This is a genomic window from Pedobacter gandavensis, assembly GCF_014172405.1.
Classification (GTDB): domain Bacteria; phylum Bacteroidota; class Bacteroidia; order Sphingobacteriales; family Sphingobacteriaceae; genus Pedobacter; species Pedobacter gandavensis.
Map to the genome: position 1 here is coordinate 241,297 of NZ_WNXC01000007.1, position 25,862 is coordinate 267,158.

Below are 25,862 nucleotides of genomic sequence, written 5' to 3' on the forward strand. Positions count from 1 at the left end.
CGTTAAAAATTAAGGTTTAAACCAACAGAATAGGTCTTTTGGAAAGGATAGATTGTTCCATCCAATCCTTCAGGGTCCAACCTGGCTTTAATGTGTGACACGTCAAGAATGTTTTCTGCACTGAAGTAAATTCTAAGTTTATCCATCTTCATCTTGCTGGTTAAAGATTTTGGAAGTGTATAACCCAGGGTAAGATTTTTCAACCTCAGGTAAGAAGCATCTTGAAGGTATCTCGTTTGTGGATTTCCCAATTCTGTTGCATCCTCAGCGATATAGGCTTTCACACGTGGGAAATAAGCATTTGGCGTTTCCGGCGTCCAACGATCCAGGTTATGTGCCTGAACATTGGTCCATGGTTGTGCATAAACACCCCAGAAATAATGGTTACTAGGTCCTGGATACCAATCTCTTTTACCAACTCCCTGGAAGAAAACACGAATATCAAAACCTTTCCATCCAGCACCAAGATCGATTCCATACTGGTATCTCGCAGCACTATTTCCGATGATTTTCTGATCTCCATGGTCAGCTAAAGTGTTTTTTCCTTTATCGATTTTTCCATCGTTATTCAGGTCTTTAAACTTTAAATCACCAACGTCAAACTTGTATCCGGCATCATCAGAACCTACAGCTGTTTGGTTGGCATGACTGGCCAATTCTTCTTTCGACTGGAAGAAACCTTCTGTTTCCAAGCCCCAGATTTCACCAATTTCCTTTCCTACATAATAGTCATTGATTAAACCATTTGGGTTATCGAATTTGGTGATAAAGCTACGGCTATCTCCCATATTAAAACCAACATTATAGTACAACTGACTGTTGTTAACCATAAAACCATCTTTCCACCCGATTCTCAATTCCCATCCTTTAGTTTTCAAATCGGCGGCATTTACCTTCGGTTCTAACACACCAAAAGGTCCAGGAAGTGTCTTTCCTCGGGTCAACATTCCTTTCGTATACCTGGTATAGGCATCAAAACTTAAGTCTAATCTGTTTTTCAACATGCTGATGTCACCACCAAAGTTCAAAGTAGAAATCCGCTCCCAGGTTAAACTATTGGCCACTGCTCCCGGAGGATACACGGCTGTAGGCTTATTACCTTCTAGAATCTGTCCGATTTGTCCGGCATTCATGGTTGGGATATAATAATAAGCGCCTACATCCTGGTTACCCAATGCACCATAAGAGGCACGGAATTTCAACAGGTTAATTTTCAGTTTTTCTGCTACTGGCTTAAAGAAATTTTCATTGCTAATCACCCATGCTACGGAAGCTGAAGGGAAGAAGCCCCATCTGTCATCAGAAGGGAAGCGGGAAGTACCGTCATAACGACCATTCAGTTCCAAGATATATTTATTGTCGAAAATATAGTTGAAACGATAGAACCAACCTCTAACTGCCCAATCTTCCATCCGCTCTCCAGCAGTAATTGCACCGGTAGCCAGGTTTAGAGAAGGCAAGGTCGTACTGATTAAATTTGCACGACTTACATAACCATAACTCCAGTTCCTCGTTTCCTGGTTAAAACCGGCAAGCACTTGCAGGTAGTGTTTCTCGTTGAAAGTTTTATGGAAATCAGTGTAGATGTTGTAGATATTCTGTCTGAGGTGACGTTCCGAGTTCGTTGCAGAACCGGCTACATCACCGCTATAACTAATGGCGGAATTTGGTCCTGTTCTATAAGGAATTGCAATATCAAAAGACCTTCCTGTAGTATCAATTTTCCGCACCGTTGCATCTGCTTTTAAATCCCAGATGTCTTTAACCAGGGAAGCTTTTGCGGTAAAAGTGGTCTGGAAGTTATTCGTTCTGGTTAATCTGCGGCCACCACTTTGCATTTTCCCCAGTAAAGCGGCTCCGGTAGAAGTCCAGCTTCCATCTGGGTTGGTAGGCACATCCAGAGAACTCTGTCTGTTTACATTATGAAAGAACCCCTCTCCGTTATAGGAAGGCTCATCATAAGTACTCGTCATAAAGAAAGTGTTGGTTCCTACAGTCAACCATTTTGACAAATTGTAATCGGCTTTAGCGCGAAGGTTGTAACGATCATACTTATCATTACCGTAATTAAACATCCCCTCGTTTCTAAAATACTCGGTCGACAAATAATAACTCAGTTTATCATCTTTTTTGGAGATGTTCAAATTGGCATTATAAGTTGGCGCAGAAGATTTATAGACTTCGTCCATCCAATTGGTAGTCCCATAATACATCCATGCATTTGGATCAGATGGAGAAACAATCACTGCTGGTAAACTAGGATCCGCAGAACGCTTTCTGGCATAGTCCCGAATATTTTCCGGATACAAGTCATACAAAGGATAAGCGGCGTCATGTTTATATTCCATTACAGTTAAAGGATCAGTTACGATATCTGGTACCTTTCCCAATTGTCTGATTGCATAATAGGTATTCGCATTAATCTTCAAATCTGAACTTGTGGCTGATTTCGTGGTAATGAGCACCACACCAAAAGCACCTCTTGCACCATAAATCGCTGCCGAAGCGGCATCTTTCAACACCGTTACATTTTCGATATCTGCTGGATTTAAGGCCAGTAATTCCTCACTGGTAAAAGGCACATTATCCACTAAAATATAGGGAGAACCACCATTTAAAGAGGTAAACCCACGGATATTAAACTTAGGTGCTTTGTTCACTTGTCCGCTGGAAATGGTAATATTGAGGTTGGGAATCAATCCTTGCAAACCTGCACCAACACTGGTAATCGGTCTGTTTTCGATTTCCTTACCGGAAACACCGTCCACAGCACCACTCAGGTTTACTTTTTTCTGCGTACCGTAGCCTACCACCACCACTTCATTCAGGAACTTGTCGTCATCTTTTAGAACCACATTGATCTGTTTGCGGGTACCAATGACCACCTTTTGCTCGCTCAATCCAACATAGCTAAATACCAATACATCTGCTGGCGAACCTGCTTCAATCTGGTAATTACCATTTCCATCGGTAGTAGCAGCTTTCGGCGTTCCCATCACACGAACCGAAACACCTGGAATAGGTGCTCCTTTTTCGTCTGTCACCATCCCCTTGATTAAAATCGCTTCATTGATCCAGGACAAAGTAGGCAGGGCATCCTGATCACGTTTCCTAAAGATTACGACATTATTATCGGATTCCCGGTAAGAGAAAGGAGTGCCATTCAACAGTTGATACAGCACTTCATTTAGAGGTTTGCCGGAAACCTCCATTTCAATCCCTTTTACCTTTCTCAGTTCATTGTTGTTGTAAGAAAAATCAAGCTTACTGGTCTTGCTGATTTTTTCTATTGCTTTTTCTAAAGATTCGCCCTTCAGGTGAATACTCACCCTAACATTTTTAAGCCGCTGACTAAAGGCCGTTTCCGCAAATAAGGTTCCGGCGGAGGTCAGCAATGTGGCAAACACTATTAATCCTACTCTCATCATCTTAAGAATTAGTGTAGTAATGTTTTTTTTCATATTTTTATTCGTTTTAAAATTCGTTGAAACATAGCACAGCCATCTGGAGAATTTTTCGAAGAGTTTCCCAATGCTGTACATTCTGATCAGTATCTGTTCGCGCAGATACTGATCTTCTTTTTTAATATTAATGACGATTAATTACATCCGCTCCCTGTTATAAGCACCTCCTTTTCTTCGTTAATCTGGTAAGTAATTCCTTGTATTTCTCTGATGAGGTTTAAAACCTCGGTTAAGCTTTGCTTGGTATTGAAGTGAATGCTATTCTGACAATTTTTAAATTTCTGATGATCATATTTGATTTTCACCTGATAGGCATTTTCTACAGCGAGGACGAGATCTTCAAAATAGGCCGCATTCATGATCACATTGCCATCATTCCAAGCCTTGCGCTCTGCGGCTTTAATTTTTAAGACTTTCGGCTTCCGGTGATCTTTATTGTATACCACTTCTTCATTTTTCAACAGTACACTGGTCTGCTGATGGTCATCGCTTACCGCAACTTTCCCTGATACTACGGCGACGCTCATGGTAGACAATGCCTGATAAGACTTCACTACGAAAGACGTTCCCAATACATTGGTCTTAATTCCTGAAGCTTCTACTACAAAAGGAACTTTCTCATCATGAACAATATCAAAAAAGCCCTCACCATCCAATAAATAGACCATTCTTTTCTTCCCGAATTTCTTTGGATATTTAAAGGTACTGGCAGAATTTAGCCATACTGTAGAACCATCTGGCAACACCAATTGCTTCGTTTCGCCTTTTGCAACCGTAATGGTGATGTAGTCGCCGCTCATGGAATGGTAAAACAACATACCTGTTGAAAGCAACAAGAAACCAATAGCCGCGGCCATCGTCAGCAGCTGTTTTTTTCTTTTTAGTTTGAGACTTTTCCGTTGAGCTTGTCCTTGCTGGATTTGTTTGGTCGCATGGATGCGTTCCAGAATTTCCTGACTCAAGCTTTCTTTCTCTTGTTCGTCCACAAAAAAACCGGCAGGGTCATGAATCCCGAATTTTTTATACAGCTCGTTTTTTTCTTTTTCGTTCATATACTAAATACATAACGAACGAGGTAAGCAGAGGTACTATGGGAAATTTATATTTTTAAAAAACCTCCTGAAGATTCATACTTCAGGAGGTTAAATTCCTCCGCTGTTTGATGTCAAAATCATCAACAGGAGAAAGAAAAGTTAAAACAAATGGAATCTGGACTTAATTTTTAAGCCCGGTAAATGTGGTTACACTCTGACCTGGTACCGTTACAATAAAACTACCATCTGTACCCGGGCTTAAAGCACTCCCTTGTTGCCAATGTGCACTATTACCTCCAGATGTCTGATAATTCATCAATGTTCCTGCAGAAAAGCCTTGTAAACGAAGTGTACAGCTAATGGCATCTGTGCCAGGATTAATGGCTACCAATGTGAATTTACCAGTATTCGGATCTTTATAAGCAGAAACTTTTAGAACGGAATTGTTTTGTACGCTAGCACCAAACCTATAATAGCCAGCCTGGATATACCGCGAAAACTGCCCCATCACATCGTAAGTTTTTGGAAAATCCAAGGTGCCATCACTATTGGTACAGATCAGCGATTCATTATTACGAATGGCTAACATACCAAGCCAGTAAACAAAAGCATTGACATTACATTCTGCCAGAAACTTATGCATACTAGTGGCCAATTTTAATCCGCCTACCATGGTATTGTCATAACTTCCACTATCATCAGAAGTCTCTGTCATCCAAACTGGCTTATTCCCTGTGGCATAATTCCAGGTTACCGGATTCTGGTTTAAACCCCGTTTTCCTCCGATCAACTCTCCAACTTCGACATAACCATGGCCGGCAAGAATATCCACATTACTTCTATCCATCCCAGCCAAAAAAGTATTGGCAGTACCCCATGCCGCATTCTCTGAGGAAAGGATTTTCATGGTATTTAAACCTTGCTGGTTTAAGGCAGGCCTTAAATTATTGGTTACAAATTGCCCCAGATGTGCTGAAGTCCAATAAGAAGCATCACAGTCAGAAAACACGTTCTCTGGCTCATTGGAAGGAGATATTGCATAAAAATTCACCCCTTCATTCTGATAAGATTTCGCGAATCCGGCCATATACCTGGCGAAGTCATTGGAGCTGGTATTGTAATTCCATCCATTAAACCATTTGGCACTTTCCTGGCTTTGCTAAAGTATTCGCTTTTAGTTTTTGAGATACTGAAACCAGATCATCAATCGGTTTCTTTTTACAGCCTCCGGCAATGGCGAGCGTTAGTATGGCCAGAAAAGTCAATTGTAGGTTGTTGCACCTCATAATTCATTTAATTTGAGTTCAGTTATTACAAGTCATTATTGACTTGCATTGAATTAAATAATTAATTTGACATCAATTGGGAAACCATCCGAAAACAGCTCTCCTTTAAAGCGCTTTATTTGTTGTCTTGTCGTATACTAAGTACATAACTAACTTAAACAAAAGGAGTACTGGAAATAAATACTATTTTATCCAATTTTAATACAATTGGCATTTTATGCGCAATCTTTTCAGCGCGCTGGTAATTTGATTTTTTACCGTTTGAGAAGAAATGGAAAGCCTTCCGGCAATCTCATTCACAGAAAGTTCTTCTTCTCTGCTCATTTGAAATACCTTTCTCATTCCTGCGGGCATATTCTGGATTTCTAATCTCAAATGACCAGCCATTTCCTTAGTCGTGTATTGCTCAAAAAGAGAATGGTCCAGCTCATCGGTAACCTTTAGAAATTCTACATCGTGCTTAACGCGTAAGGTCTGCCTACGATTGAGGTCCGTCAGCTTATTCTTTAAAATGGTATAGATGAATCCAATAAAAGTGGTGGTAATTTTTAAAGAGTGGCGTTTCAGCCAGATCACCATAAATAAATCATGAACGACATCCTTTGCTTCTTCCCTATTATTCAGTTTTTTACAGGCAATCGCATACACAACATCCCAATAACGCGAATAAATCTCATTAAACGCGTCATCGTTGTCTTCTCTTAGTAAGGCCAGCAAAGCCAAGTCTGTAAGCTGTTTCAATAAAAAGGGTTCTTAGGTTGATTTATTTGGTGATCCAATATATAAATTTAATTACAAAAGTAAAGGAATAGAAAAAGAGAGCAGGCACCATAACCGTTAAGTTTTCATTAAGTTCTTGTGCAGGAAAACAGTTAATAGCCCCTTTTATCGCTTTATTAAGATTTAAAGCTTCCAAAAAATCAGCAAATTTCTTAGGTTTAAGACCAAATGACAAAAGGGACAATAAAGACGGTTGGGATTGGAGTATTATTTTCAATGCTTTGGGCATCTGCCTCTGTAGCTACTAAATTCGGCGTACGATCGGCACCACCACTGATCCTGGCCAATCTTCGTTTTTTCCTGGCAGGGATTGTCCTGCTCGGCTATTGTTACGGCATCAGTAAAGATAAAATTTACCGCCTTCCTACTGCTACAGAATGGAAACAGCTGGCCATTTTCGGCTTCCTCAATACCGCCGTGTACCTCGGACTGTATGTCTATGCGATGAAATTCACTGCAGCAGGGATCGGCAGTCTGGCGGTGTCCACCAATCCCCTACTCATCGTGCTTTTTTCATCCTGGCTGATGGGTAGAAAACCTTCCGCAGCAGAAATATTAAGTATCATTCTTGGGATGGCCGGCATCGCTTTCGCCACCTATCCATTATTAGGAAATCAAAGTACCAGTTTAATGGGAATAGGACTACTCATGCTCAGTATGGTGGTGGTTTCTTTTGCCAGCGTGTACTATGCCAGGGTAACCTGGACTTTACCAAACCTGCTGATCAATGGATGGCAAGTTAGCCTCGGTGGGCTTTTCTTACTCCCGGTGACCGCCATTTTTGGCGATATCCCCGCTTTCCGGCCCGACGCCACCTTTTGGTATTCGGTATTGTGGCTGAGTCTTGCTGTTTCCGTAATCGGGCTGATCTGCTGGTTCTATCTATTGAAACTTGACACCGTAAAAGCCTCGTTATGGCTGTTTCTATGCCCTTTATTCGGTTTTTCTTATGCCTGGTGGCTAATGAATGAACCCATCACCTGGTATACCATTTGTGGCACCTTTCTCGTGGTCTTAGGTCTGTATATCGGCCAGCGACAACGTATGAAAAAAGCCAAATAAAGAAACAACTCCCTGGTTCTCATATCATAATTTTCATAGTATCACACAATAAATTGTGTTAAAATATGTTAAATAGATATAAAACCCAAGGCAATGAAAGCGATAAAGATAGTTCTATTTACGGGTGTCATATTCAGAAGGCTAGGATTAACCAAACTCTATTACTGGTTCAACAAGTAATATTTTTAATAGATATATGGTTTGTTTCCAACGATTTCCTACATTCATCTTTTGAGGGATAAGGGGATAAATCTGGCTCTCTACTAACTTAAATTTATGACTACTAAACTGAAAAGCTATTTTGCTGCATTGGGGATGCTGGCAGCCAGCTACACTGCAAATGCACAATCGCAGATGAAATTTATTGATCCTGCAAATATGGATCTTACCGTTAAACCAGGTGATGACTTCTATCAATATGCCAGCGGCACCTGGATCAAAAACAATCCTGTTCCTGCTAAAGAAACCCGATGGGGAAGCTTCAATGCGCTCCGCGACTTCAACATCAATGCTGTAAAAGGATTGGTGCAAAACGCAGCGGCTGATAAATCCGCTCCTGCTGGTTCTGTAAAAAGACGCGTTGGCGATTTTTATGCTGCAGCGATGGACAGTGTGACGATTGAAAAATTAGGCTATACACCGATTAAAGCTGACCTGGAAAAGATCAAGCAAATCAAAGACCTTCAAGGAATTCTTGACCATGCTGCTTACCTGAGAACCACTGGTCTGGCTTCACCAATGTTCAGTTTTTATGTTGGACAAGACAGAAAGAACGTCAACAAATATATGGCGCAACTTGGGCAGGGAGGAACTTCCTTACCTGACCGTGATTATTATTTGAAAGACGACAGCAGAAGTGTAAAAATCAGAGAAGCTTACGATAAGTACATGACCACTTTGTTTACCCTAACCGGTAACAGTCCTGCGGAAGCAAAGAAAAAAGCTGCTACCGTAATGGCCATTGAAAAACAACTGGCAGAAGCGCAAATGGCAAGAGTGGAAATGCGTGACCCACATAAAACTTATAATAAATTTACAGTTGCCGCCTTTAGTAAAACCACACCTCAACTGAACTGGGCAACGATGCTTCCTAAATTTAAGGTGACAGGTCAGGATACCATTTTGGTTTCTTCTCCAAAATTCTTTGTCAGCCTGGATGGTTTATTAAAAACTGTTCCTGTGGCCGATTGGAAAACTTACCTGGAGTGGAATGTACTAAAATCATCCGCTTCTAACCTGAGCAGTCCTTTTGTAAATGCCTCCTTTGCCTTTACACAAGCACAGACTGGCCAGAAAATACAGACCCCAAGATGGCAACGCATGTCGCAACTTACCGATGGTACCATTGGTGAATTGCTGGGACAATTGTATGTGGCAAAATATTTCAAGCCAGATGCTAAAGTCCGCATGACAGAACTAATTTCAAACCTTAGAAAAGCATTTGAGATCAGAATTAATAATCTGGACTGGATGAGCAATGATACTAAAGGAAAAGCACTGGAAAAATTAAATGCTTTTGTTCCTAAAATCGGCTACCCAGACAAATGGAAAAACTATGAAGGCCTAACCATTACCCGGACTACTTATTTCCAAAACTTACGCAATGCTGGTGCATGGGGATACAATGAAATGGTTACCCAGTTGGGTAAACCAGTAGATCGTACCCGTTTCGGCATGACTCCTCCTACTGTAAACGCGTATTACAGTCCAACAATGAACGAGATTGTGTTCCCTGCCGGGATTCTTCAGTTTCCTTTCTTCGATCCTAATGCTGATGATGCAGTAAATTATGGTGGTATCGGTGCCGTTATCGGTCACGAAATGTCCCATGGATTTGATGATTCCGGAAGTCAGTATGACAAAGACGGAAACTTACGCAACTGGTGGAGTCCGGAAGACAAGGCTAAATTTGAAGCAAAAACGAAAGCCCTGGGCGAGCAGTTTGACGCATACACCGTTCTTGATACCATTCACGTGATCGGGAAACTAACTATGGGAGAAAACATCGGTGACCTTGGTGGTTTAAATGCGGCATATACTGCGTTCAAAATGACAAAACAAGGGCAGTCGGAAGATAAAATTGATGGTTTTACGCCTGATCAACGCTTCTTCTTATCCTGGGCTCAGGTGTGGAGAGGAAATATCCTGGATGAAACCGCAGCACAGCTGATCAAAACAGACCCACACGCTCCTGGTCCATTTAGAACAATCGGCGCTCCGGTAAATATGGATGCCTGGTATAAAGCTTTTGATGTGAAACCTGGTGATAAATTATACAAAAAACCAGAAGACAGAATCAGGATGTGGTAATCCAAACTGCATTTAAAGTAAAGCGCGGTCTCCTATTTAAGGAAGGCCGCGCTTTTTTGTTATCTTGCGGCTCAGCTGTAAACTTATGGCTTACTATAAAAAATGAACATCATCACGCTAACTGCCGACGGCTCCAACACCTTATTTAACGAAACGATTGGCGAACATTACCATTCTAAACATGGTGCTTTACAAGAAAGTAAACATGTTTTTATTGAAGCTGGATTAAAACATGTAGCTGCAAACCAACGCGAAATCTCCATTCTGGAAATCGGATTTGGTACAGGTCTCAACTTCTTAATGACATTGGAATATGCCGTAGCACAAAATCTGGAGGTTAAATACACCGGATTAGAAGCCTTTCCATTAGAAATGGAAGCCTTAAAATCTACTGGTTATCAGCAATATGTTCCAGAAAACATTTGGAACAGTTTAGAAAACAATTATTTAAATGCATTAAAAGCACCGGTAACCCTTTTACCTGGTCAGGAGTTATCTATCCCGCACATTACACTAGATCAATATCAAAGCCCGGCTACGTTCGACTTGGTTTACTATGATGCCTTTTCCGTACAACATCAACCGGAAATGTGGTCAGATGAAATCATTGCCCATACCTGTAGTTTCCTAAAACCCGGTGGAACATTCGTTACCTATGCCATCACCGGAAAATTAAAACGTGCCTTAAAAAGTAATGGTTTTACCATTGAAAAGCTGCCTGGTGCACCTGGAAAAAGGGAAATGCTACGAGGAACGAAGTTGTAAATCATGTCATTTTCCATTGCTAATGGTAGAGAATACAACAATTCATTCTTTTTTATTGTTAAATAGATACACCCTTAAAATACTTAAGGGCATTCAACGAACAATGATAACAACAGATAGCTGGTAATGGAAAAAAGAAAATTAGGCAACTCCGATTTATTTGTATACCCCGTCACTTTTGGTGGGAATGTTTTTGGCTGGACCATTGACGAAGCTAAATCATTTGAGATATTAGATGGCTTTACCGAAGCCGGTTTCAACTTCATAGATACTGCAGATGTGTATTCCAGATGGAATCCAGGGAACGCTGGTGGAGAATCTGAAACCATTATCGGTAACTGGATGGAGCAGCGAAAAAACCGTAATGAAGTCATCATTGCCACTAAAGTAGGTGCAGATATGGGCGCCGGGAAATCTTTATCTAAAAAGACCATCCTGGAAGGCGTAGATGCTTCCCTGAAAAGGCTAAAAACAGATTACATAGACCTTTACCAGAGTCATTACGACGATCCAAATACACCTATCGCTGAAACCCTGGAAGCTTATGATGAGCTGATCAAGGCAGGAAAAATCCGTTGGATTGGGGCTTCAAACTACTCCGCAGCACGCTTAAAAGAAGCTATGGAAACTGCTCAGAAATTAAGTCTCCCTAAATACCAGACTTTCCAACCGGAATATAATTTGTATGCCAGGGAAGCATATGAAAAAGAGCTGGAGCAGGTAGCGATAGATTATAAACTTGGTGTAATCAATTACTATGCGCTAGCTAGTGGTTTTTTAACTGGTAAATATCGCTCAGCGGCCGACTTAAATAAAAGTCAGCGTGGTGGCGGCATTCAAAAATACATGAACGACCGTGGTTTTAAAATACTGAAAGCATTAGATGAAGTATCCGAGCAATACAATGCTACGCCGGCAAGTGTATCTTTGGCCTGGTTGATTTCCCGTCCCTCTATAACGGCACCAATTGCCAGTGTGACGAACCTTTCGCAATTAGAAGACCTTAAAAAAGCTGCGCTGTTAAAATTAAACACAGAAGATATCGCAATTCTGGACGAAGCAAGTAGCTGGAAATAACGCCTGGATACTTGTAAAAATAATAAGACATCACTGTAAACGCCTTGCTAAAGAAAATTTGGCAAGGCGTTTGTCTTTATGTGTAAATTACTAAATTACGCATCTAAAGAACAGCTATAGAACATGAAGAACACCAGCACTCAACCATTTAATGCAAAATTAGCGATAGTCTTGTTCTCTATTATTTCTTTAGGATATTTGGCCATTTTAGGACAAACCTTACTTGCACCCTTACTTACGTCATTTTTATTAGCCATTTTACTCTTACCTATGGCTAATTTTCTAGAGCAGAAATGCCGACTGAAAAGGAGTATGGCTTCCATCATTTCGGTTGTCCTGATGATTGCCGTGATCAGCAGTATTCTGTTTTTTCTGATCAACCAACTGACGGATCTTTGGCAAGACTGGCCTTTATTGAAACAACAAGGGGAAACCTCTTTCCATGAGCTCCAACACTGGATTTCCGCTAACTTTGGCGTGAATGCCCAAAAACAAATAGAATTTGTAAAAGAGGGTGCTTCGAAAGCATTATCTACCAGCGCTGTAGTGGTTGGCACAACCTTGCTCACCCTCTCCACCTCTTTATTGTTCTTATTTTTCCTGCTGCTGTTTACTTTTTTCCTACTCAATTACAGAAAGGTCTTGTTCAGCTTTTTGACCTCTGTATTTGAAGAACAACACACGGAAAAAGTGAGTGAGATTGTAAGACAAATTCAATACATCATCAAGAAATACATCACTGGATTATTCCTTCAAATGTTCATTGTAACCAGCTTAATGATGTTGGTCCTTTGGGTGTTGGGCGTAAAATATGCGGTTCTACTGGGCTTAATTACCGGGATTTTTAACATCATCCCCTACATTGGAATATTTACAGCATTAGTAATCAGTATCCTGATCACCTTTGCCACTGCTGGTGCAGCGAAAGTACTGCTGGTCATCATCGCCTTTATTGCAGTTCATACTTTAGACGGGAATATCTTGATGCCATTAGTGGTTGGCTCTAAAGTGAAAATCAATGCCTTGTTCGCTTTTATTGGCATCGTAATCGGAGAAATGGTCTGGGGTATTTCGGGTATGTTTTTATGTATCCCCTACCTGGCGATGTTGAAGATCATATTTGATCGTATAGACTCGCTAAAACCATGGGGAATTCTACTTGGTGGCGATGAGAAACCGGAAAAGAAAAGAAAGGTTTACCGCCTCAGCAAGAACATCAAATTAGAAGAACAAGAATAAATCTATAGTGTAGGATCCGAGCTTATGAAAGAGAACCGTTCACCGCATATTTTAAATACCTCTGCCAATCTTTTAGGACTTTGCTTTATTGTACTGACCTCCATTAAGGTATCCAAAATGCAGGACGTTACCTTGATTGACGAGACCACCGCATTGGCCATTCTCCTGTTTATGACCAGCTGTATCCTTTCTTTTATCTCTATGGGAAAACCATTGGGTAACAGTCAGCGCCTGGAAAAAGTGGCGGACATTATCTTCTTATCTGGCTTGCTGGTTCTTTTTTTAACCACAATGATGATTACCTTTAACGTCATTCAATAAAACACAACACAATGCCCAATCATATCGCCCCATTAACCGCTGCAGATCCAGCAACCGCATTTCAGAGATTATTAACTGTATTAGATACGCTTCGTACCGACTGCCCATGGGATAAAAAACAAACCATGGAAACCCTTCGCCATTTAACCATAGAGGAAACCTACGAATTGTCGGACGCCATACTTGAAGGAGATCTGGAAGAAGTGAAAAAAGAACTTGGTGATGTGATGATGCACCTGGTATTTTATGCTAGAATTGCTTCTGAAACCAACGATTTTACCATTGTTGATGTCTTGAATAGCGTTTGTGATAAACTCATCAACCGTCACCCACACATTTATGGTGATGTGGAGGTCAAAGATGAACACGATGTGAAACGCAATTGGGAACAAATCAAACTAAAAGAAGGCAATAAATCTGTGTTGGCAGGTGTTCCAGCAGGCTTGCCTTCCCTGGTTAAAGCCAGTAGAATTCAGGAAAAAGCCAGAGGTGTAGGTTTCGACTGGGACGATAAAACTCAGGTTTGGGAGAAAGTAGAAGAAGAACTTCAGGAGTTTAAAGACGAATACAATACCAAAGACCATGAGGCGATAGATGTAGAAAAGGCGGAAGAAGAATTTGGAGATCTGCTATTCTCACTGATCAATTATGCCCGTTTCATCAATATCAATCCAGAAAATGCACTGGAAAAGACCAATAAAAAATTCATCAAGAGGTTCCAATATTTGGAAAGTAAAGCGAAAGAAAACGGCAAAGCTTTACAAGATATGACCCTTGCTGAAATGGATGTCTATTGGAATGAAGCCAAAAAGGTTTAACGCTATTTTTATCTTTTCCATAAATGAAAAAGCCCTGAGTTCAAATCAAATTTGAGCTCAGGGCTTTTTTCATGGTAACAGGCAATCGGATTAGCCGTGTTTCTTTTTCATGGTCATCTTAGCCTTCTGGCCGATACCATAATTATAATCTTTTGTATTACTCTCTTTCTTGTCATGGAAAGCGCCACCACCAGCCGGGCTCACATTCTTCTCTTTAACAATTCTACTTTTATCGATACCACCGGTTTTTGCTACTTTATCAATCACCAATCCTTCTGGTAAATCCATAACTGTTAGCTTTTTACCGACAGATTGCTCTATCTTTTTCACTTCTACCAATTCCATATCTGTAGCAAAAGTAATGGCGACTACATCTTCGTCTCCAGTTTTAAGCACTCTGCTTAAGAAAGTTTCCTTTTGCTCAGGAACTTCAAAATGGAAGATAAAAGGGATACCAGAAAGGTCAAGGCTACCTGAACCTTCATTGGCAACGATTAATATTCTGGCTTCAGGAATTTCCTTAAAATCTTCGATATGATCGAATCCATCCTCATCAAAAAACAAAGGATTCAAGACAGAAACCTCTCCTGGTTTTGCAGAATGCAGAGTTTTACCTAGTTTTTGTGCAGTTAAACGTGTATTTACAAAAACGACTACCTTATCAAACACCTCATCATCTCTCAACAACATATTGAGTAAATTCACTTTGGTTTTATGATTAGGAACTGGATATAAAATCAATTCATGCGTATTTGCCTCGCTCTCACCAAGGTCTTCCACTTCCAAAGTAGTTGGGAAATGTAGGAACTGATCGATCATATTGTTCAATTTTTCATGAACAACAGTGGTAAAGATCAGGTGTTGACATTTACCAGCGCTTCTTGCCAACTCACATACCGGAAGTTGCATCCCTTGTTTCACAATCACTTCTGCATCATCTACGATGAACATTTGCAGCTTGCTCAGATTTAAACCTAGTTTCAGATAAATCGCACGTGCTCTTGTTGGCAAAGCCACCACGATATCCACACCATCTACCAGATCCAGTACATCCTGCTCAGTTCCTCCGTTTCCGTATAAACCCATAATACGGAGGTTTTTATTTTTATTTAGCTTCTCAAATTCTTCAATCACCTCTAATACCTTTTCCTTAGAAGGAACAAGGATCAGCACTTTTGGCGCTTCATCTGTGCTGTATTTCAGGCGCATTAGAACCCCAAGCACATAGTTCGTAGTTTTACCTGAACCTTCAGGACCAACAGCGATGATATCCTGTCCGCCAAGAATTCTTGACATTGTTTTTGCCTGAATCTCTTTCGCAGATATATATCCGGCATCAGTCATTGACGTTACCAGTTGCTTGCTTAGTTTTAATTTCTCTAATGACACAGTTTCTCTATTAATATTATTATTCTGCAAATTTACGTAATATTTAATTGAGGTCTGTAGCCTTTTATAATTCAGGAAACATAATAGTAGAAATATCAGATAATAGCCTTTAATTTGAAGGATGAAAAACAACATAAATACGATAAAAAAACCACTCCTTGTACTTGCACTACTAATCAGTACTACGATGTTTTCTTTTGGACAGGATAACAATTCCTATAAAGCAAGTTTAAAAGAAATGATGAATGTTTCGGGATCCACGGAATCCTACAAAGTAGCGATTGCGCAAACCATAAAAATGCTGAAAACTCAAAAGAGCAACGTTCCTGAATCTTTTTGGCTAGAATTTGAAGAAACTTTTAGCAAATCTGCACAGGAAGACCTATTTGACCTATTGCTTCCAATCTATGAAAAACACATTACTGAAAAGGAATTGAAAGATATTACCAAATTCTACAGCACACCAACCGGAAAAAAGTTTGCAGAGAAAACTCCTTTTATCTTGCGTGATTCCATGGAGGCAGGACAACAATGGGGAATGAAATTAGGCGAACAACTGGCAAAAAAAATGCAGGAAAAAGGGTATTAGTACTAAATTCCCAATTGAGCGGCTGATCAATCTTGATCGTTTAACAGAAAAAACGGGCAGAAATGCCCGTTTAGCTTTTACGCTTACCTTTCAGTAAAAGATCCATCGCATGATCAAGTGTACCTGCACGAGTCACCTCACCAGAGTTCACAAAGAAAATCTCATCGGCATTCTCAATCGTATTTAAACGGTGTGCAATAATCACCAGGGTGGTTTCTTTAGGTAATTTTTTAAGAATAGCACTCAGTAACTGTTCAGTAATGGTATCAATATTAGCAGTCGCCTCATCCAGAATCAGTAATTCTGGATTCCTTAATACCGCCCTCATAAAAGCAATCAGCTGTTTTTGCCCCAAACTAATGTTATCAGAGCCAGAGGTAACGGCTGTATCCAGTCCATCTTCAAAAATGGCCAGTAAAGCATCCAGATTAGCCTCCCTGATCACCTCTTCTAACTGTGCGTTGGTATAATCTTTATACTTACTATTGCCATATAAAATATTATCCCTCACTGTCCCGGTAAACAAAAACGGTTCTTGTAGAATAAAACCAATCTTAGCTGCACGTTCCTCATGACTATAAGCGCGTATATCCTTTCCACTCAGTAAAACAGTCCCTTCTGTAGCATCGTATAAACGTGCGATCAGGGATGCTGTAGTTGTTTTACCACCTCCTGTAGGACCAATCAGTGCATAAGTTTTCCCTTTTTCCAGGCTAAAGCTGATGTCATGCAAAATCTCCTTTCCTGCGGTATAAGAAAAATGGACATGTTTAAACTCCAGCAAAGCAGTAGAGGTTAAAGTATTTCCTTCCAGCTGTTGCAGGTCGTTTTTCATGGATAAAATCTGTGAGATCCTATCCCATCCCGCCATCGCTACCTGGAAATTTGCCCACAAGGCGGCCAGCTGTCTTAAAGGATTGTAGAAATTAGTGGCATAAGAAAAATAACTCACCAGGAGTCCGATACTAAACTGCCCTTGAGAAATCAGGTAAATACCAAACAGCAGGACGATCAACTGCGCCATACTCGAGAATAAACCATAGACTGGCATTAAAATATTATTTGCTAAGCCGGCACCAATCGCAGTTTTATAATTATGGCGGTTCGCTTCATCAAATCTCTTTCGGAAATAATCTCTTCTATTAAAGGCGATGATCACCTTGAAGTTATTCAGACTTTCCTGAATCTCTGCACTCATCCCACCAACACTTTTCAGGTTGGAAGCATTTCTCCTTTTCACCCAAGGGGAAACCAGCGCAGTGAAAATCAAAATCAACACTGCAGGAACCAATGCCGCAGCCCCCAGCTCAAAATTGATCATCAATAAGAAAATACCGGCACCTGTCATCGTCACAATACTGCCAATAAACTGCATCAGCGACTGGGAGAAAAACTGGTTAATCTTATCGGTGTCGTTGTTCACTCTGGAAATCAGATCTCCTGCTTTATTCTCATTAAAAAAGGCTACAGGAAGCTCCTGAAGCTTATTGAAAACCGCATTCCTAAGCGTGTACAACATGCGTTGCCCCACGCCACCCATCAATTTTGTCTGAAAATACCCCGTAAAGAAAGCCAGCAAATACATCGACAGTATAATCCCGCTAAAAACCAGAACGCCATGATAATCTTTGGTCCGGATATAAGCATCAATGGTATGTCCGATCAATAATGGCCCCGTCAACAGCAAACAAGAATTCAAGAGAATAATTCCCGAGGCAATCCACAGGTTTCTCTTTTCTTCAGAAATTAATTGAATTAGTTTTTTTAAAGCCTGAAAAGTCGACTGTTTTTCTTCCTGGCCACTATTCTGGTTAAGATTGTAATTCATAATTGCTTGTACTCTGTTGTGAGTTAAAAATTTGAACGTATTCCGGACTGGTTTTCAGCAGATCCTCATGTTTACCTTGTGCTACGATCTCGCCTTGCATCAATACAATCACTTTATCATAATGTGCTACTGCGGCAATCTTCTGCGTCACAGATAATAAAGTGATGCCAGGATAATTCTGTTGCACGTTTTCTAATATTCTCTTTTCGGTATGGTGATCTACGCGAGAGGTAAAATCATCTAATAACAAGACCTTAGGATTTACGGCCAATGCCCTTGCCAACATGATGCGCTGCTTTTGTCCGCCGGAAAGGTTAGAACCTCTTTCAGAAACGATCGTATTCAGCTGCTCTGGTAATCCCGTTATAAAATCCTGCAATTCAGCAGTTGCAATCGCTTTTTCTAAAGATTGATCCGTTACCGTATCACTAAACGCAATATTTTCACGGATACTCATGTTAAAGATGATGCTGTCCTGGAATACAAAACCGACCTGCTGATGAAAAGCTTCAGGATTATACTCCTTAATATCATGACCATCGAAACGCACTTCCCCTGTGTCTGGGGGAATCAATCCGGTAAGGATATATAGTAATTGAGACTTCCCTGCTGCTGTGGGACCGATAATGGCGGTCTTAGAGCCAGCTTCCAGGCTGAAAGAGACATTTTTTAATGCTGGTTTCTGCCCATAAGAGACAGAAACGTCTTTTAATTCAATCGCGCCTTGTAACAGTTGGGTAATTTTCCCTTCTGCCGGACTTTCTTTGATATTCAATACGCCCTCAATCCGTTTATACGAAGTTGTGGCCTGAGCAATCACGTTACTCATGAAACCGATCACCAAAATTGGAAAAATCAGTAAACTCAGGTAGCTGTTAAAGGCGGCAAACTCTCCCAGAGACATCGTGCCCTGGATTACAAAATGACCACCGAGAGCAAGAATAGTTAGACCCGCCAGATTGGCCACAAAAATAATCAGCGGGATTAAGCCCGCAAACAATTTCAAAATCGCCAATCCAAGGTCTCTTGCCTGTGCATTGGCAGATAAAAATTTACTGTATTCCAATTGTTGGGAATTGATTACGCGAATCAATGCGGCGCCCAAAATACTTTCATTGATCACTTTATTGAGCCAATCAATCACCTCTCTACTCTTTTTGAACAAAGGCTTTACCTTACTGAGCACCAGGTAAAAAGCTGTTCCAATGATCGGCACAATAGAAATTACGGCTAAAGCCAGTCGCCAGTTTAAGCCCAGCAACAAAATACTTGCACCGACAATCAGGAATATTGAAGAGGCTATAGAAACGATCGCCTGCGATACAAAAGACTTGATCGCATCTACGTCGGCCGTTAAATTGGTTAATAATTTTGAAGGATTTGCCTGTTCTATATAAGCATGGCTCTGACGAGAAATCTGATCGGAAAGCTGCCTTCTAAGATCTCTGGCCACCCGTTCCGAAGCATAGGTCTGCACCACACTCTGCAAATAAGTAAAGATGAAGATCAGCAAAATCGCCCCAGAAAACTCAATCAATACTGGCTTAATCAGGAAATGACCGGCGGTATAAGCATCTATGCCATTGGCAATCAATTTAGGCAACAGTAAGTTGACCCCATTACTCAGCAATGCCAGGAAGATCAATAAATAGATCATTCCACGATAAGGCTTCAGCAGACTAAAAACACTAGATTTTTTCTCTTTTACTGTTGCTTTCATATTTCAATTTTCTCTATTTACAAGGTTTAGATAACCTCATAACGCTATATTTTTACAGTATACAAATGTACTGTACATTAAAACAAGTTAACAAACCTGTTCAAACTACTTACTTAAATCTGATCGCTTTTAGTGGCGAAATTTTACTCACTAGTAAAGAAGGAAGGATCAGCACCACGAAACAAATCACTACGATTCCTATATTCAAGACCAAAACATCTACAAAATGGAGTTCTACCGGCACATAAGACAAGTAATATGAACCTTGATCCAATTTAAAAACATGGGTGTATTTTTGTATAAAACCCAGTCCTAGTCCGAGGATATTCCCCAATAACAAGCCGATCCCTACCAGGTACACCGCATTGTACAAGAAGATTTTGATGACACTATAATCTGTCATCCCAAAAGCTTTCAGCATTCCAATCATATTGGTGCGTTCCAAAATCATGATCAGCAATGCGGTAATCATATTTATCACGCCTACAATCATCATCAGAATCAGTAAAACACGGGTATTGACATCCAGTAAGGAAAGCCAGGTAAAAATGGCTGGAAAAAATTCGGCTACCGATTCGGACCTGAGGTTTACCTCCAGATTTTCATAAATCCCGGTGGAGACTTCCTTTAATTTCGAAAAGTCTTTGATGCGGATCTCTAACCCACCAATCTCATTGGGGCCCCAATTGTTCAGTCGGCGAATCACATTCATATCGCCCAACACAAATCCCTTATCAATTTCTTCTACACCAACTGCATAAATTCCTACAATCTTAAACGGCCGCTTCCTTGGTGGGTCCTGAACAAAGTACATGATAAAATCATCGCCGGTTTTCAGCTTCAACCGGTTTGCCGTAAACTGAGAAATCATGATCTCTTTCATCGCCTGTGCACTATCGGCGAAATTGATCACCCTACCATCGACCAAATGGTTTTTAATATAATCCCAGTTGAAACTTTTATCGATGCCTTTGAAATTTATCCCTTCCACCTCATCGTTGACCGCTATGATGGCCGGTTTTGTAGCATATGGCTGATAATAGGCCACATTAGGGTTTGTCTTTAAATGTTGTAACGTTTCCCCTCCAGGAACAAATGGTGTCTGTTCAAAGGAATTGTTCAGGTCGAATTTGAAAATGCGTACATCCCCGATGTAGCCCCTCACCTTTTCCTGAATCTCCGTTTTAAACCCTTTAATAATGGCTACAGAAAGCATCATGACCGCCAAACTGAGCATTACGCCTGCAATCGCAATGCGAACGATCAGTTTAGAAAAAGTACGCTCAGATTTGATGGCTATACGCCTTGCTATGAAATATTCTATGTTCAAACTTTTGCTATAAATAGTGACTTAGCAAAAATACGCCTACTGCATTTTTACAGCGATAAAGTTGCGAATATTATGTGAATTTCACTACTTTAAATATCAGGTCGCTCTAGCTATAAATACGATACTGCTTTTTCTATCCTTGTCTATGCGCTCCAACCATGCCCAACAGACGAATTCACCAATAAGTTTCAAAGCCATAAATCGGCTGACATCTTGATATCTATACTCCAAAATCAGACCTAAAAACCATGGTAATGGAAACCTCAACAAGACAGATATCTTGATATAAACAAATCAACATATCCAATTTCAAGCAAGCCAAGGCACATACAAGACAAAAAGATATCTATATATAAAAACATCTTCACATCTAAACATCTTTACGTCTTTATGGTTATGATATCTTCCTATCTTTATAAAAAGGATATCTAAATATCTAGATCCTTAAGACATCTACACCTCTTTACATCTACTCCTTTTAGATCATATCTCAATTTTCTTATCTTTATCATTCTATAACAAGCGATCAATAAACAATTTCCTCCATGAAAACATCCCGTTCCTCCATACTTTTACTTGCCGGCCTGAGTTTGAATTTAGCAGCCTGTGCGGCGGGCCACCGTACCAGCCCAACAAGTACGGCGACAACGAAAGCAATAGAAAAGAAAGCCCAAGAAAAACCGCTGGCTAAAGCTAAGGTTCAAGAGCATGACATTCGTACCGGAGCGGAACAAACGGAAAAATACCTGCCCTATCTGCAAGGAAAACGTGTTGGAATGGTGGTCAATCCTACCTCAATCATTGGTAAAGAAACAACCGTTGATAGTTTATTGAAACTAGGCGTAAACATTGTGAAAATATTTGGACCGGAACACGGGTTTAGAGGTGATGCAAGCGCAGGAATCCATGTAAACGACGCGGTAGATACCAAAACAGGAATCAAAGCGGTCTCTTTATATGGCAAACATGCTACACCAAGCAAAGAAGATCTTGCAGACGTAGATGTCATGATTTTTGACATTCAAGATGTGGGCGTGCGTTTTTACACGTACATCAATACACTACAACACGTCATGGAAGCCTGTGCTGCTCAAAATAAAGAAGTGCTCATTCTGGATCGTCCAAACCCAAATGGTTTCTATATTGACGGCCCTATCCTTGACCCGAAATTAGTTTCCGGAATTGGCTTACAGCCCATCCCTATTGTCCACGGACTTACCGTTGGCGAATATGCACAAATGTTAAATGGAGAAGGATGGCTAAAAAATAAGCTGAAGTGCAAAATCAAGATCATTAAAGTGGCCAATTACAACCACGACCTCCCTTATGAGCTCCCGGTAAAACCATCACCGAACCTAAATACGGCACAATCGATTTTGGTATACCCAACCACTTGCTTGTTTGAGGGTACTTATTTAAACCATGGCCGTGGTACCATGTACCCATTCACCGTAATTGGGGCACCTGCACTGAAAGGGAAATACAGCTTCAGTTTTACACCAAAAAGCATCAAAGGAATGGCGGAAACGCCAATATTCGTCAATAAAGTTTGCTACGGAATAGACTTAAGAGACTACGATACCGAAAAAATCCGCAGCAGCAAAGCCTTGAACTTAAACTGGCTGATCGAATTGTATCAGGCCTCCCCTAACAAAGCTGATTTCTTCAACTACAAACTCAGCAATCAGATGAATAATTTTGATAAACTGGCTGGCGATTCCAGCTTGAGACTACAAATCATTGCCGGAAAATCAGAAAAGGAAATTCGTGCGAGCTGGGAACCAGGTTTAACACGCTATAAAACAATGCGCAAGAAATATTTATTATATCCATAACAAAGATTTATTTGTTCCCAGGGTCTCTACCCTGCAATTGGATAAAATAAGCGCAATAATAATTGTTATTTTTGTCGGCTAAAACAATGGACAATGAGAGTAGTTTTTATGGGTACGCCCGATTTTGCCGTAGCTTCTTTAAATGCTTTAGTAGAAGCAGGATTTAATGTAGTCGGGGTGGTTACTGCCGCCGACAAACCTGCCGGAAGGGGACAGAAACTTCAGGAAAGTGCCGTAAAACAATATGCTGTAGCCAAAGGATTAAAAGTATTACAACCTTTAAAATTGAAAGACCCTGAATTTATTCAGGAATTGAAAGATTTAAAAGCAGATTTACAAGTGGTGGTTGCTTTTCGCATGTTACCAGAAATGGTATGGAATATGCCTGCCAAAGGAACGATCAACCTTCATGCTTCTCTATTGCCACAATATCGTGGAGCTGCACCGATCAATCATGCCATCATCAATGGTGAAAAAGAGAGTGGCGTGACTACCTTTTTCCTGAAGCATGAAATCGACACAGGAGATGTCATCTTCTCTGAGCGCGTTGCGATCGGTGACGATGAAACTGCAGGAGAACTACACGATCAGCTCATGAACGTAGGCGCAGGCCTATTGGTGAAGACTGTAAAAGCAATTGAAGAAGGTAATTACACTGAACAGGCACAAATTCAAAGTGATTCACTGAAGCATGCGCCCAAAATTTTTAAAGAACATTGCCTGATTAACTGGGATCAACCAGCGAAGACAGTTTATAATTTAATCCGCGGATTAAGCCCATATCCGACCGCCTATACCAAACTTGCTGAAAAAACATTGAAAGTATTCAAAGCGGAACTGGAAAATGAAATACCAGACATTGAAGCAGGGAAATTCTTATCAGACGGAAAGACTTATCTGAAATTCGCTGCCAAAGACGGCTATATCAAATTAACGGATCTTCAGTATGAAGGTAAAAAACGAATGACTGTAGCAGAATTTTTAAGGGGAATGCGTTTGTAAACCCCTTTATACTCTTTTCTTACATTTCATTTAATCTTGCACTCAGGTATTTTGAGATTTCATTGAAATAGCGTTTCCTGCCATATCCCATTACCCACCTGATCCCTCCGGTTGCGTTCGTGATGAAGACCTCTTCAGCCGCATTCAACACTTCCGGGTTAATCTGAGCTTCGGTTAATGGGATATTATGGCTTTTAGCCATCCCCATCACCACATTTCTCATCACCCCGGCAATACAACCTTCCGACAATGCAGGCGTATAAATCTGCTTATCATAGACCACAAAAATGTTGGAGCTGATACTTTCACACAGAAAACCTTGTTGATTTAAAATAAAAGCCTCATCCAGGTTATATTGCTTCTTATACAAACCAGCCATTACAAACAGCAAGGAATTGGTGGTTTTATAATTAGAAAGCTTATTGATAGGTTTAGTGATGTCATCATAGACATCAATGATTAGTCCTTTTTTGTTCAGATCATAGCTGCTTTGAGGAAGCGCAGTTGCTTCCAACACATAACCGGACTTGTTGGTATCTGGCGTATATAAACCTGCACCAGCTCTATAAACGGACAAGCGGAAGCGCACATTATCTTTCAGTTTATTTCTTTTACAGAGTTCAGCTGTTTTCTGTTTTAAGAAATACTCGTCCATCAACTCCGCACCATCCATCTTCAAAGCCTTCATGCCTGCCTTTAGGCGATCCGCATGAAGTTCTGCAAATTTGAGTGTCCCGTTGTTCATACGCATAGATTCAAACAGGCCATCACCATATCTAAACGCCCGGTTTTCCACCCCAAAAACAGGGTGGTTTGCCGCTACGAACTCGTCATTATGTAAAATATATTCTTGTTGCATTTACGAAGGCTCCACAATATAGTTTCTCCATTTGTTCAATGCTGAATCAAAATCAGCTGGCAGAGGCGCCTCAAATTCCATATATTCCTTCGTTGTAGGGTGGATGAAACCTAAAGTTTGCGCGTGTAAAGCCTGACGAGGAATCATGTTAAAGCAATTCTGTACAAACTGTTTGTATTTATTAAAAGTTGTTCCTTTGATAATTTTATCACCACCATAATTGGCGTCATTAAACAAGGGATGTCCGATGTGTTGCATATGTGCTCTGATTTGGTGTGTACGACCCGTTTCCAGCTGACAACTGATTAGGGTTACATAACCTAAACGCTCCAAAACAGAATAATGTGTTACTGACCACTTACCTTTTTCTTCCTCATCATACACATCCATCACAATTCTATTCTTCAAACTGCGACCAATATATCCCGTAACGGTACCATTTTCCTCAATATCACCCCAAGCCAAAGCGATGTATTTACGCGTAATGCTGTGGTCAAAAAACTGTTTCGCCAATTTAGTCATGGTGATTTCGTTTTTACTGATCAACAACAAGCCTGAAGTATCCTTATCGATGCGGTGAACCAAGCCTGGTCTTCCCTCATTTCCCGGTAATTGTGGTAAATTTTCAAAATGGTAGGCTAAGGCATTCACCAATGTTCCGGTGTAATTGTTAAATCCTGGATGTACGACCATTCCTGCAGGCTTATTTACGACTAACAAATCGTTGTCTTCATAAACAATATCCAATGGGATATTTTCCGGATAAACTTCCGTATCTCTTGGAGGATGTGGGAACACAATAGAGATCTCATCATCTGGTTTCACTTTGTAACTGGCTTTAATCGTGGCCTTGTTAACCAACACATTTCCAGCCTCAATAGCGTTCTGAATGCGGTTACGGGAAGCATTTTCCAGACGCCCCATTAAAAATTTATCTACCCTTAATAAAGACTGTCCTTTATCAACAACAATATTAAAATGTTCGTATAAATCCTGCTCTTCTAACTCCTGCACCTCGCTGCTATTTTCCATGAAATCTATGTCTGTATGTGATTAGGAAAGCCATCTATAACAATGGTTCCATTCTGCAAAACTAATCTTTAACAATTACATAATTGAAAAAAAATAATTTGGTCTGCTTTTTGATAACAGGC

21 protein-coding genes are annotated in these 25,862 nt (G+C 40.5%); 10 read left to right on the plus strand and 11 right to left on the minus strand.

The genetic code is table 11. The features are described from left to right. Positions 1-2: 2 nt before the first annotated feature. The 5 genes from GM920_RS18285 to GM920_RS18305 form a co-directional block, all read right to left on the minus strand. Complete coding sequence (locus GM920_RS18285; RefSeq protein WP_202986144.1) at positions 3-3,461, minus strand: TonB-dependent receptor; 3,459 nt, start codon at positions 3,459-3,461, stop codon at positions 3-5. Positions 3,462-3,598: 137 nt separating this feature from the next. Beyond that, positions 3,599-4,516, minus strand: coding sequence for a FecR family protein (locus GM920_RS18290; RefSeq protein ID WP_182960148.1), 918 nt, complete (start codon positions 4,514-4,516; stop codon positions 3,599-3,601). 163 nt (positions 4,517-4,679) lie between these two features. Next, the gene (locus tag GM920_RS24010) at positions 4,680-5,585 is read right to left on the minus strand and encodes a glycoside hydrolase (protein ID WP_235964577.1); all 906 of its coding nucleotides are present in this window, start codon (positions 5,583-5,585) and stop codon (positions 4,680-4,682) included. A 43-nt stretch (positions 5,586-5,628) separates the two neighbouring features. Continuing rightward, entirely contained in the window at positions 5,629-5,784 is a 156-nt protein-coding gene (locus tag GM920_RS18300) for a hypothetical protein (protein ID WP_182960150.1), read from the minus strand. Between the two features lie 198 nt (positions 5,785-5,982). Then, positions 5,983-6,525, minus strand: a complete 543-nt coding sequence (locus tag GM920_RS18305; RefSeq protein WP_182960152.1) for an RNA polymerase sigma factor — start codon at positions 6,523-6,525, stop codon at positions 5,983-5,985. Between the two features lie 207 nt (positions 6,526-6,732). On the opposite strand from GM920_RS18305, the gene GM920_RS18310 reads away from it, so the two are divergent. The 7 genes from GM920_RS18310 (at position 6,733) to mazG (ending at position 14,156) form a co-directional block, all read left to right on the plus strand. After that, a complete protein-coding gene (locus GM920_RS18310; protein ID WP_202986145.1) occupies positions 6,733-7,626 on the plus strand; it encodes a DMT family transporter in 894 nt (297 codons plus the stop codon). Between the two features lie 276 nt (positions 7,627-7,902). Beyond that, the gene (locus GM920_RS18315) at positions 7,903-9,936 is read left to right on the plus strand and encodes a M13 family metallopeptidase (protein WP_182960154.1); all 2,034 of its coding nucleotides are present in this window, start codon (positions 7,903-7,905) and stop codon (positions 9,934-9,936) included. Between the two features lie 102 nt (positions 9,937-10,038). Then, a complete protein-coding gene (gene mnmD, locus GM920_RS18320) occupies positions 10,039-10,701 on the plus strand; it encodes a tRNA (5-methylaminomethyl-2-thiouridine)(34)-methyltransferase MnmD (RefSeq protein WP_182960156.1) in 663 nt (220 codons plus the stop codon). A 126-nt stretch (positions 10,702-10,827) separates the two neighbouring features. Next, complete coding sequence (locus GM920_RS18325; RefSeq protein ID WP_182960158.1) at positions 10,828-11,778, plus strand: aldo/keto reductase; 951 nt, start codon at positions 10,828-10,830, stop codon at positions 11,776-11,778. A 123-nt stretch (positions 11,779-11,901) separates the two neighbouring features. Continuing rightward, positions 11,902-13,017: an AI-2E family transporter gene (locus tag GM920_RS18330; protein ID WP_182960160.1), complete on the plus strand. Its 1,116-nt coding sequence runs from the start codon at positions 11,902-11,904 to the stop codon at positions 13,015-13,017. Positions 13,018-13,041: 24 nt separating this feature from the next. Continuing rightward, the gene (locus GM920_RS18335; RefSeq protein ID WP_182960162.1) at positions 13,042-13,338 is read left to right on the plus strand and encodes a hypothetical protein; all 297 of its coding nucleotides are present in this window, start codon (positions 13,042-13,044) and stop codon (positions 13,336-13,338) included. 11 nt (positions 13,339-13,349) lie between these two features. Continuing rightward, the gene (mazG, locus tag GM920_RS18340; RefSeq protein ID WP_182960164.1) at positions 13,350-14,156 is read left to right on the plus strand and encodes a nucleoside triphosphate pyrophosphohydrolase; all 807 of its coding nucleotides are present in this window, start codon (positions 13,350-13,352) and stop codon (positions 14,154-14,156) included. Between the two features lie 90 nt (positions 14,157-14,246). Here mazG and GM920_RS18345 read toward each other — a convergent pair whose 3' ends face one another. Further along, entirely contained in the window at positions 14,247-15,545 is a 1,299-nt protein-coding gene (locus tag GM920_RS18345; protein ID WP_317171566.1) for a DEAD/DEAH box helicase, read from the minus strand. A gap of 121 nt (positions 15,546-15,666) precedes the next feature. Between GM920_RS18345 and GM920_RS18350 the strand changes: the two genes are divergently transcribed. Then, positions 15,667-16,134: a DUF2059 domain-containing protein gene (locus GM920_RS18350; protein WP_182960166.1), complete on the plus strand. Its 468-nt coding sequence runs from the start codon at positions 15,667-15,669 to the stop codon at positions 16,132-16,134. A 70-nt stretch (positions 16,135-16,204) separates the two neighbouring features. On the opposite strand, the gene GM920_RS18355 is transcribed toward GM920_RS18350, so the two are convergent. The 3 genes from GM920_RS18355 to GM920_RS18365 all read right to left on the minus strand — a co-directional run bounded on the left by GM920_RS18355 (position 16,205) and on the right by GM920_RS18365 (position 21,012). Continuing rightward, complete coding sequence (locus GM920_RS18355) at positions 16,205-17,962, minus strand: ABC transporter ATP-binding protein (protein WP_182960167.1); 1,758 nt, start codon at positions 17,960-17,962, stop codon at positions 16,205-16,207. Next, the gene (locus tag GM920_RS18360; protein ID WP_182960169.1) at positions 17,946-19,682 is read right to left on the minus strand and encodes an ABC transporter ATP-binding protein; all 1,737 of its coding nucleotides are present in this window, start codon (positions 19,680-19,682) and stop codon (positions 17,946-17,948) included. Before GM920_RS18360 ends, GM920_RS18355 begins: the two co-directional genes overlap by 17 nt. Before the next feature lie 109 nt (positions 19,683-19,791). Beyond that, positions 19,792-21,012, minus strand: a complete 1,221-nt coding sequence (locus GM920_RS18365; RefSeq protein WP_182960171.1) for an ABC transporter permease — start codon at positions 21,010-21,012, stop codon at positions 19,792-19,794. A 545-nt stretch (positions 21,013-21,557) separates the two neighbouring features. Between GM920_RS18365 and GM920_RS18370 the strand changes: the two genes are divergently transcribed. Both GM920_RS18370 and fmt read left to right on the plus strand, forming a co-directional pair. After that, complete coding sequence (locus GM920_RS18370) at positions 21,558-22,847, plus strand: exo-beta-N-acetylmuramidase NamZ family protein (protein ID WP_182960173.1); 1,290 nt, start codon at positions 21,558-21,560, stop codon at positions 22,845-22,847. Positions 22,848-22,940: 93 nt separating this feature from the next. Beyond that, the gene (gene fmt, locus GM920_RS18375) at positions 22,941-23,849 is read left to right on the plus strand and encodes a methionyl-tRNA formyltransferase (protein ID WP_182960174.1); all 909 of its coding nucleotides are present in this window, start codon (positions 22,941-22,943) and stop codon (positions 23,847-23,849) included. 19 nt (positions 23,850-23,868) lie between these two features. Here the strand turns inward: fmt and GM920_RS18380 are convergent, their stop codons facing one another. After that, entirely contained in the window at positions 23,869-24,708 is an 840-nt protein-coding gene (locus GM920_RS18380) for an aminotransferase class IV (RefSeq protein WP_182960176.1), read from the minus strand. Continuing rightward, a complete protein-coding gene (locus GM920_RS18385; protein WP_182960177.1) occupies positions 24,709-25,740 on the minus strand; it encodes an RluA family pseudouridine synthase in 1,032 nt (343 codons plus the stop codon). Between the last annotated feature and the right edge of the window lie 122 nt (positions 25,741-25,862).